Source organism: Chitinophaga sp. 05T412, assembly GCF_056396465.1.
The window spans coordinates 1-10,969 of record NZ_JBFTLN010000032.1; the positions used below are offsets into that span (position 1 = coordinate 1).

Sequence of the window (10,969 nt, forward strand, 5' to 3'; positions counted from 1 at the left end):
GGATTTGTGAATGGTGAAGATAACAGCGTGGTAACTGGTACGGCTACACTCAGCACTACSGCTACTACCAATAGTGCGCCGGGTACTTATCCTATCACGGTGGCTATTACATCATTAAGCGCTGCTAACTATCAGTTCACATCGGTAAACGGTACCTTAACTATTGGGCAAGCAAATCAAACGGCTCAAACCATCACCTTCCCGGCGATCACTAATAAAACGTATGGTGCAGCARCATTCACRCTGAACGCYACCAGCAGCAGCGGATTACCGGTGACTTATASCATCGTAAGCGGTCCGGCTTCCATTAGTGGTAACACCGTTACCATTACCGGTGCGGGRAATGTAACCATCGCCGCTAACCAGGCAGGKAATGCTACTTACCTACCAGCTACGCAGGTAACGCAAGGCTTCACGGTGAGCAAAGCAACGCTGACAGTAACTGCCAGCAACGATACCCGCACTTATACCGGTACCGCCTATACGGACGGCAATGGTGTTAGCTATAGCGGATTTATTGGAAACGATGACGCGGGTAAATTAAGCGGTACACTTAGCTACAGTGGTAATTCACAGGGAGCTACGGATGCCGGCACTTATATTATCCAGCCGTCCGGCCTTAGCAGCAACGACTATAACATTACTTATGTCAACGGTCAGCTTACCATTACGCGTGCTGCACAGCAGATCACGTTTACCACGATTGGTGATAAGAATGAAGGAGATCCTGACTTTACGCTGCTGGCGACCAGCAACTCCGGCTTACCGGTATCCTTTAGCAGTGATAATACTACTGTCATCAGTGTAAATGGTAATACTGCACATGTGGGTACTGCCGGTACTGCGCATATCACGGCTACACAAGCCGGCAATAATAACTATGAGCCAGCTACCGACGTAACACAAACCATCACCGTAACATCGTATGCAACGCCGGTTATTACCCCAAGCGGCAGCACGGCCTTCTGCGATGGCGATAACATTACACTGAAAGCCAGCGCGGCTCCTGCTTATGAATGGTACCGCAACGATGTACAAATACCAAATGCTACCGGCAGCTCCTTCATCGCCAGCGAAAGCGGGGTGTATACCGTGAAAGCAATTTATAGTAACAATGTTGGTATGTCATCGGCACCAGTTACTGTTACCGTGCATCCATTGCCTGATGGCCACATACAACCAGGTGGTAATACGACCATCAGTAAAGGCGAAAGCATTACGCTGACTGCTTCCGGTGGTAACAGCTACCAATGGACGCCAGCCACAGGCTTGAATGACCCAGGCATTGCGGCGCCGGTAGCCCGTCCGGAAATAACCACTACTTATCAGGTGACCATCTCTAATCTCTTTAAGTGTAGCGTTACCAAAGAAGTGACGATCACCGTGAAAGAAGATTACAAACTGGAAGCCACCAATATCCTTACCCCTAACGGCGACGGTAAAAACGATCTGTGGGTAGTTAAGAATATTGATATGTATCCGCAGAATGAAGTAAAAGTTTATGACCGCGCCGGAAGAATGGTATTCCAAAAACGCGGTTATACCAATAACTGGAATGGTACGGTGAACGGCCAACCACTGGCAGAAGGCACCTATTACTACGTTATCACACTGGGTGATAGTAATCGCCAGTTCAAAGGATTCATCACTATCATCCATTCAAACTAAGTAATGATCATGAAGAAGTACATCTCATACCTCCTGTTGCTGAGTGCATTTGCACTCAGCAACTTCTCTGCCGGCGCACAAAATGCAGGGAACCCTGAAATGCTGGTAGAACCACTGGGCGCACAATACTTTTTGAATCCTTATCTCGCTAACCCCGCCATGGCGGGCATAGATACAGGACTACACGTCAATCTGGCCTATCGCCACCAATCGTCTGGTATAAACGGCGCACCGGTAACAAAAGCGGCAACAGCCGACTATCAGCTGTTTAAACGGGTAGGTATCGGCCTGAATATATTCAATGATAAAGCAGGTTTGCTCAACAATACCAAAGTAGCTTTTAGCTATGCCTATCACCTGCCCTTATCGCTGAGTGGCGCCAGTGCACTGCACTTTGGACTATCAGGCGCTTTCATAGCCAGACGACTGGACACGAAAGATTTAAATGGAGATATCACTGATCCGGATATTCATGCCTTTAACAGGAGAGATAATTATTTTGAAGCAGATTTCGGGATGGCTTACACCGTTAAAGGTTTTACCGCGCAGGCTTCGCTGCCCAACCTGGTAAGCCTTGTAAAAAATAGTTCTGCGGACCTGGGCATTGACCGCTCGGTGTTTTTTGCTGCTACCAGCTACAAATTCAACGTTGGTACAGAGTTGAGCGCGATTGAACCGAAAGTATGCTACCGTGGCATAAAGGGCTATGATAATATCATTGATGCCGGTGCGAATTTTTCCTTTCTTGATAGTCAACTGAATGCTTTCGGTATGTATCATTCCACGAACAGTTTCAGCGCAGGCGTAGGCGCCAATTACCGGTCTGTTGCCGGCTTTCAGCTGATCTATCATTCGCAGACCGCAGGACTCAGCAATTACACCAGTGGTACTTTTGAAATAAATCTGACGTTGAATTTATTCAGGAAATAATGGAAAATTTTATGCAGCAATGATACGATCCGGTTGAATACCACATGCCTGCCGTGTTTCATCAAACAACATTTTCATACGGCCTACCATCTTCCCACTCCATCCAGCCTGGCTAAAAAGCACTTCATGATCCAAAAGGTTCCGGTATACCATCATGTGGTGAAGATGTTGTTGATGACCGCCTATGACGAAATCAATATGCGTAGTATCAGTCGCCATATTGCTATTGTCAATTTTATCAGGCTGTTGTTCCATTCCAAGATGTGAAAGACAGATGACTACCTGGCATCCATGATCGTTTTTAAGCCGGGTAGCCACGGCATTAGCTGCCGCTATGGGAGGTAAACAGGTAACACCGCTACTTGCGTCCAGCTGAGGTCCTACTCCGGTGACGCCTATCTTCAAGGAACCGGCATAAATTATTTTATAGGGCAATACACCACTACGTAATATGGGGTCAGTGAATCGATAATTGCAATTTACGAGTGCGAACTGCATATGCGGAATGAGCACGGCCAATGCAGCCTGACCATTTGCCAATTCACGATTCCCGATAGTAGCGGCGTGATATCCGGCCAGGTTCATTGCCTGAATCATGTTTAACGATGCAGCGGAATGCGGGTCAGGGTGGGTGAAATCACCCGCATCCAGGAGAAGCCCCTGACGTTGGGTTGGTAAGAGAGGCGTCATTTCGCCATGCAAATCATTGGTATACCAGATCAGTATTTCCCGGTTATTACCAGGCAGATAGGTGGCATTACCGGCAGCAGCCCCAAAAGATTTGAAAGATTGCTGCAACAGCAACCAACCTGTTACCAGGGAAGTATTGCAAAGAAAAGAGCGGCGTGTAGTATTCATGTTTACAGGGGTATAAGATGCCAGGGGTATAAAAGTGCCGTAGGAAGAAACAATTCTCACTACTTATTTGTTTTTCAAATTTAAATTATTGTTGAGATAAAAATAATTTACTTTTAGTGTAGTTTAGAAGAGCTTAGTTTGTTTAGCACAATATAAGATCCCCAACAACAACCAAGCAATTTGTCAGATGGCAACACCATTTCTTTCTGAGATCGTAATGGTATCTTTTAATTTCCCGCCCAAAGGCTACGCATTATGTAACGGCCAGTTACTGGCTATTTCAACCAACACAGCGCTCTTCTMCCTGTTGGGTACTAATTTTGGCGGGAATGGTACTACCAATTTTGCATTACCGGACTTACAGGGGCGCTGCGCCCTACATCAAGGCCAGGGGCCGGGCATAAATCATGTAATAGGTGAATCAGGTGGTGCAGCCACCATTTCCCTTAATAGCACTAATTTACCGGACCATACCCATGCGGTGACGGCAACATTGTCGCAGGCAGCAGGTAGTACTCCTACCCTGGTATCTCCGGCGAATGCCTTCCCTACTGATGCTGTTGCGGGGAATCCACGATATAGCAGTCAGGCCGATGAACAAATGGCTGTTACACCATTGTCGCAAATGGTGGATGATCCCGTTGGTAATCCGTTAAAAACGGAAAACAACGCGCCCTCGCAGCAACCGGTTCCAAACTTAGCACCTTTTACGACCGTTAATTTTGTTATCGCCTTACAAGGTGTATTCCCCTCACGTAGTTAAGCATACCGTATATGTCTGCAGACGAATCATTTGTAGGAGAGATTATTATGCTGGGATGTAATTTTGCACCATTGGGCTTTGCCCTTTGCAACGGACAATTACTTCCCATCAATTCGAATACAGCGCTCTTCTCCCTGTTAGGTACTACCTATGGTGGAAATGGTGTCAGTACCTTTGCACTACCCAACCTGCAAGGGCGGGTACTCCTGGGTGTTGGGCAGGGTACTAACCTTACCAATAGAAACTGGGGGGACCAGGGCGGCCAGGAACAGGTAACACTGACCATCAACGAACTACCGCCGCATACACATCCCATTAACAAACGGGCACTGTCTCTTCCGGCAGGAGGTACTAATGACGCGTATGACCCTGTGGATCACTATCCGGGAGTGGCTGCCAGTACGCCGTTGTACGCATCTGCCGCAGGCGCAGGTTCGCTGGCAGGTACAACACCTGATATAACAGCCCTGGCATTGAATACCACTGCTCAACCAGTCAGCAATATGCAACCTTACCTGACGATCAATTTTGTCATTGCATTGCAGGGAATATTTCCCCCCAGGTCATAACATCTAAAACCCCTATCAATGCCATTTGTAGGAGAAATAAGAATATTCGCAGGAAATTTTGCACCCCTTGGTTGGGAATTCTGCCAGGGGCAATTGCTCTCTATTGCAGATAACACCGTGCTGTTTAATTTAATTGGTACCACGTATGGAGGAGATGGTATCAATACTTTTGGCTTACCGGATCTCCAGGGGAGAATGCCCGTACATGTGGGAATGGGACTTACATTGGGGCAAATGGGTGGCGCTGAAACCGTAACACTAACGGCTGGTCAGTTGCCACCACATAGCCACCTGTTAGAGGGTTCCGTATTTATCCAAGCCATGGGCGCCAATCCAGGTCCCCTCTTACCCGCAAACAATCATTACCCGACTGTTGCCAATGGTAGCCTGATATATAGTACTACCATAGATGCCGCTCACAAACTGGGGCCCATGCTCGTTTCACCTTCCACGGCGACCACGATGATGACAGTACAAAACACCGGGAATGGACAACCAAAGGCAAACATGCAACCCTTCGCAGCCATCAGCTTTATTATATCAATGTTTGGCATTTTTCCGTCGCAGTTCTAATAACCGCAGATAAACCATATGAAAATAGGCGCACTTTTACCCAGATCTACTTTTCACCCCTTGCTGCAACATGATTTTCTGCAAGGGATACAGGCATACCTGTTATACAAAGGGATCGGCGCCGAATTCATTACCGCCAACATTGGGTATGGCACGGATGACGAACAACTACTCGTACAAGCCGAAAAACTATTGATCACCGAACAGGTAGATCTCTTAATTGTATACGCAGACCAAACCAGTGTAAGTAAAATCGCCGCTCTTGCAAAACCGTTGAACCGGCTCCTCCTGGTAGTACATAATGGCGCTAAATATCAACATGAATGGGAACCACATCCCATAGTGTTATCCAATACCCTCAACAATGTTATCCAATGCAGGCTAACAGGTGGCTATGCCGCCGGTATTTCTCCGACAGCAGCCGTATGCACCTCTTTCTATGATGGCGGCTACTCGCATAGCCATGCCATGCTGCAGCCCTACATGGATTTGGGTGGTGCTATACAGTATAACTTCGTTAGCCAGTATACCATTAAAACATTCAATTCCGCACCACTGCTTAACTTCCTAAATGAACACCAACAGGTTCAAACATTACTCGCCCTCTTCAATGGTGAATTGGCGCATTGCTTTTTGCAACAGCTGCAACAGGCAAACATCACACAACCCCTGGAAATAATCGCCAGCCCCATGATGCTGGACGAAACGATAACAGGTATTCATGGCGCGCTGAAATTACCATTCCGCGTGAGTGGATACGTTCCATGGATATCAACACTCAACAATAACGCAAATCAATTATTTAAGAACCAATTTAAAATTTACACCGGCAGGGACGCAAATCTCCCTGGTATGCATGGCTGGGACACGGGCATGATCATCGGGCATATTTACAACACCTCAAACTCTCACTATTTCCGCGCCAAAGACATCCTTGCAGCGCTCCAACAAGTTACCCTGGACAGTCCGCGTGGCCCTTTACAAATGGATACGGCCACCCATCACATGATTGCACCGGCATGGCTGGTACAAACAAATGAGGACTTCGAACCATCGGTAATCCAAGGAAACGACAACACTATGCAGGTGTGGCAGGAAATCGTTAATGAAAAAAGAGACGGCATAGCTACCGGCTGGATTAACACTTACCTCTGCGCCTGAACCTGGCACGTATAAAACATCATGACTGAATTTTTCATCCTGGAAAGCAGGGTGTGTACTTATATTTTTCTTATTCCAAAGAAATTCCCCAATATGAAGCTTCCTTTACTCAGGACTTTAACAGCATTGCTGCTATTGACCGGCTTAGTACAAGATGTAAAGGCGCAGGCGATCAATGCCGGCGACCTCGTATTTACCGGCTTCAATACATATGACGACAACACCAACGGCGCAACACAAAATGATGCGTTCTCTTTTGTCATGCTGCATGATTGCCCTGCCAATACAGTCATCTATTTTACCGACCTTGGCTGGACAGGAACCCATTTTCAATCCCTCTCCTGCCCTCCTAACAAAGGCGCACAAACAGATGGTATCATACAATGGTCTTCCGGTGGTACCCTGATACATGCCGGACAGCAAATCGTTATTTCCTGTAAATATGCCCCCACCGCCACTATTGGAACTGTTACCACCGTCAATCATACCCTTAATAATGTGAATGCCTTTGTTAGCCTTGGACTTGCCGGTGATCAGCTCTTTGCTTTCACCGGAACAATTGTTGCGCCCGTAGTAATTGCTGGTATCAATATCAACCGGTCTTCCTGGAATACTACCCTGAACGATTGCGATTTCACTTCTTCCAAATCAGTTATGCCTCCTGCAACGCCGGTGTTACAATTTCCCAGCATACGCGCAGTAAACGCCAGGTACAATTGCGTTTCCCTCGCTGGTTCCGCCAGTTACCTGCGTAGTAAATTAGAAAATGTGTCCCTGTGGAATAAAGACAATACATTTGCTTTCCCGGTAGTTACCCCTTTCAACTTATTAAAAACGCCACCCTGCAACCTGGCGATTGTGAATCCGAGTCCGCAGGGCGTTGTATACGTCAACAACCAATCCCCCACACCTGGCGATGGTAGCTCCTGGGCCAAGCCCCTCCCCGAATTACGGGATGCGTTGAATGTAGCCATAGATCCAGCCAATGGCGTTACGCAGATCTGGGTAGCGAAAGGTATTTACAAACCAACAGCTGGCACAGATCCCAACGCCTCTTTCGTGATCCCGGCGAATATCTCTATATATGGCGGCTTTGCGGGTAATGAGGCCAGCATCACTGCCCGGAATATTCCTGCCAACCCGGTGATACTCAGTGGAGACGTGGGTGGAGATGATGCTGCCAATATCTTGTTAAACACCTCCGGTATTAATGGCACCAATAGTTTACACGTAGTTACTGTCAGCAACACGGTTACCAATGCATTGCTGGATGGTTTCATCATCACCGCCGGACAAGCTACCGGCAGCACAGGTGGTGGTCTTAATACCAGCAGTGGTCATATAAAAATCTTCAATACACAATTCAGCGGAAACTACGCTGCCAATGGAGGAGGCGCTATCAATACCAGTGGCGATATAGCCATCACCAACAGTATCTTTTTGGGTAACCGCAGCGGACAACAAGGTGGGGCTATTCAAAACAACAATGGCGTATTCGTGTTGACCAATGTTACCATCACCGGTAATACCTCCGCAACAGCTGGCGCCGGACTAATGWGTACTGCCGGTACGCTCACGGTTAACAATAGTATTATATCCGGCAATACCGGATCGGGAGATGTTAGTTTCTCAACCGGTACCATCAACCACTCCATACTGGGTAACCAGTTTTATACCACCACTACTACTCATCAGGCGACACCTGCCGTGCAGTTTGTAAATGCGGCCACCGGCAATCTGCGTCTGACAAAAAATAATTTCGCAATCAACCACGGTGATCCGCAGACTAACAATAACGGTTATACGGTACAGGCAGGCCTGCTAGATCTGGGCGGACAGCCACGCATCAGCAATACCATTATTGACCTGGGCGCATTTGAGTACCAGCCTATCGCACAAACGATTACCTTCCCTCCTATAGCGCCGGTTATTTATGGCGCACCCGATATTGATCCAGGCGCCACCACCACCGGAGATGGCCCTATTGTATACAGTTCCGCTAATAAAAATGTAGGCGATACTGTTGCGGGTAAGATTAAAATTAAGGGAGTAGGCACCACGGTTATTACCGCCAATGCGCCGGCTACCAATGCCTACCTGCCGGCAGCTCCTCAAACACAAACACTGACCGTTAACAAGCATCCGCTGCAAATAAAAGTCAATGATGTGAGTCGGCCGTACGGTAAGCCCAATCCGGCTCCTACCTTCACCTACACCGGCTTTGTATACAATGAAGATTCTGCCAAAGCAATTACGGGTGTGGTAGCCGCCTCCTTCGGCGCTAATGTCAATAGCCCGGCAGGCACCTATCCCATCACTACAGATTTGAGCAATACCATTGCGCCTAACTATGCGTTAACGGCCGTAAACGGTACCCTTACTATTACGAAGGGCACACAAATCATCACGTTTACACCTATCGGCAATAAGACATACGGCAATGCACCATTTACACTAAACGCTACCAGCGATGCCGGTTTACCGGTAACCTTCAGTATACTCAGCGGACCCGCTACCGTTAGTGGCAATACCGTTACCATTACCGGCGCAGGCAATATTGTGATGGCTGCCGACCAGGCAGGCAACGCCAATTATACGGCAGCAGCAAGGGTTACCCAAACAATAACCGTAGCAAAAGCAACGCTCACCGTAACGGCAACCAACAAAACAAAAGCCTATCTGCAACCGAATCCGACACTGACCTACGCCATTACCGGGTTTGTGAACGGAGATAACAACAGTGTAGTCAATGGCGCTGCTAATATCAGCACCCTGGCGGATATCAACAGCACGCCGGGTACTTATCCAATTACAGTAACTGCTGGCAACCTGAGCGCCGCTAATTATATTTTCAGTGTTGTAAATGGTTCGCTGACGGTGACCAAGGCTACGCAAACCATCACGTTTACACCTATCTCCGGAAAAACATATGGTGATGCACCGTTCGCATTAAATGCTACCAGCAGCAGCGGTTTACCAGTGAGCTTCACGGTTGCTTCCGGACCGGCTACCCTCAATGGTGATGTGCTGACTATCACCGGTGCAGGTAATGTCACTGTTACCGCTACACAGGCCGGCAACGCCAATTACAGCGCAGCTACACCGGTGAATGTTGCTTTCAGTATAGCCACAGCTGCATTGACTGTAAAAGCAGATAACAAACAAAAACAAGCTGGCGCTATTAATCCGCCACTTACTTATACCATCAGCGGTTTTGTATTGAGTGATAACAGTGGCGTAGTGAGTGGGGCGCCGGCACTCAACACAACGGCTACCACGGCCAGCCCTGCAGGGAATTATCCGATTACGGTGGCGATGGGTACATTAAGTGCTACCAACTACCACTTCCTACTGGTGAATGGTACGTTGACAATAGGACCCGCTACACAAATCATCAACTTCCCGGCGATTAGCACCAAAACATATGGCAACGCACCATTTGCGCTCAACGCCAGCAGCAGCAGTGGTTTGCCGGTGAGCTATCAGGTGGTCAGCGGGCCTGCTACCATTAGCGGTAATATGGTAACCATTACCGGTGTGGGTACTGTAACCATTGCAGCCAACCAGGCAGGCAATAGCAACTATCTTCCTGCCGCACCTGTCACACAAAGCTTCACGGTCAATAAAGCGGTGCTCACAGTGAAGGCAAACAATGCATCCAAAGTATATCTGCAGCCTAATCCAGCATTGACCTACGCCATTACCGGGTTTGTGAATGGAGATAACAACAGTGTAGTCAATGGCGCCGCCAATATCAGCACCCTGGCGGATATCAACAGTACGCCAGGTACTTATCCAATTACAGTAACAGCTGGCAACCTGAGCGCCGCTAATTATATTTTCAGTTTTGTAAATGGTTCGCTGACGGTGACCGCGGCTACACAAACCATCACGTTCACATCTATCTCCGGAAAAACATATGGTGATGCACCGTTCGCATTAAACGCTACCAGCAGCAGCGGTTTACCGGTGAGCCTCTCCGTTGCTTCCGGACCGGCTACCATTAGTGGCGATATGCTGACGATCACCGGTGCTGGCAACGTCACTGTTACCGCTACACAGGCCGGCAACGCCAATTACAGCGCAGCTACACCGGTGAATGTTGCTTTCAGTGTAGCCACAGCTGCATTGACTGTAAAAGCAGATAACAAACAAAAACAAGCTGGCGCTATTAATCCGCCGCTTACTTATACCATCAGCGGTTTTGTATTGAGTGATAACAGTGGCGCAGTGAGTGGTGCGCCGGTACTCAACACGACGGCTACCACGGCCAGCCCTGCAGGGAATTATCCGATTACGGTGGCGATGGGTACATTGAGTGCTACCAACTACCACTTCCTACTGGTGAATGGTACGTTGACAATAGGACCCGCTACACAAATCATCAACTTCCCGGCGATTAGCACCAAAACATATGGCAACGCACCATTTGCGCTCAACGCCAGCA

General features: G+C 48.1%; 8 protein-coding genes. 7 read left to right on the forward strand and 1 reads right to left on the reverse strand.

The window, feature by feature from the left end:
• The coding region (locus tag AC1DFM_RS34460; protein WP_477081326.1) for a T9SS type B sorting domain-containing protein at window positions 1–1,668 on the forward strand (1,668 nt) is incomplete at its 5' end.
• A 9-nt stretch (window positions 1,669–1,677) separates the two neighbouring features.
• Window positions 1,678–2,598, forward strand: coding sequence for a PorP/SprF family type IX secretion system membrane protein (locus AC1DFM_RS34465; RefSeq protein WP_477081327.1), 921 nt, complete (start codon window positions 1,678–1,680; stop codon window positions 2,596–2,598).
• A 9-nt stretch (window positions 2,599–2,607) separates the two neighbouring features.
• On the opposite strand, the gene AC1DFM_RS34470 is transcribed toward AC1DFM_RS34465, so the two are convergent.
• Window positions 2,608–3,516 (reverse strand): bifunctional UDP-sugar hydrolase/5'-nucleotidase, encoded by a 909-nt coding sequence (locus AC1DFM_RS34470; protein WP_477081328.1) that lies wholly within the window; start codon window positions 3,514–3,516, stop codon window positions 2,608–2,610.
• 127 nt (window positions 3,517–3,643) lie between these two features.
• On the opposite strand from AC1DFM_RS34470, the gene AC1DFM_RS34475 reads away from it, so the two are divergent.
• The 5 genes from AC1DFM_RS34475 to AC1DFM_RS34495 all read left to right on the forward strand — a co-directional run.
• Window positions 3,644–4,219, forward strand: a complete 576-nt coding sequence (locus AC1DFM_RS34475; RefSeq protein ID WP_477081329.1) for a phage tail protein — start codon at window positions 3,644–3,646, stop codon at window positions 4,217–4,219.
• A gap of 11 nt (window positions 4,220–4,230) precedes the next feature.
• Entirely contained in the window at window positions 4,231–4,788 is a 558-nt protein-coding gene (locus tag AC1DFM_RS34480; protein ID WP_477081330.1) for a phage tail protein, read from the forward strand.
• An 18-nt stretch (window positions 4,789–4,806) separates the two neighbouring features.
• Window positions 4,807–5,361: a phage tail protein gene (locus AC1DFM_RS34485; RefSeq protein ID WP_477081331.1), complete on the forward strand. Its 555-nt coding sequence runs from the start codon at window positions 4,807–4,809 to the stop codon at window positions 5,359–5,361.
• Between the two features lie 18 nt (window positions 5,362–5,379).
• The gene (locus AC1DFM_RS34490; protein ID WP_477081332.1) at window positions 5,380–6,522 is read left to right on the forward strand and encodes an ABC transporter substrate-binding protein; all 1,143 of its coding nucleotides are present in this window, start codon (window positions 5,380–5,382) and stop codon (window positions 6,520–6,522) included.
• Window positions 6,523–6,615: 93 nt separating this feature from the next.
• Window positions 6,616–10,969: beta strand repeat-containing protein (locus AC1DFM_RS34495; RefSeq protein WP_477081333.1), on the forward strand; the 4,354-nt coding region annotated here is incomplete at its 3' end.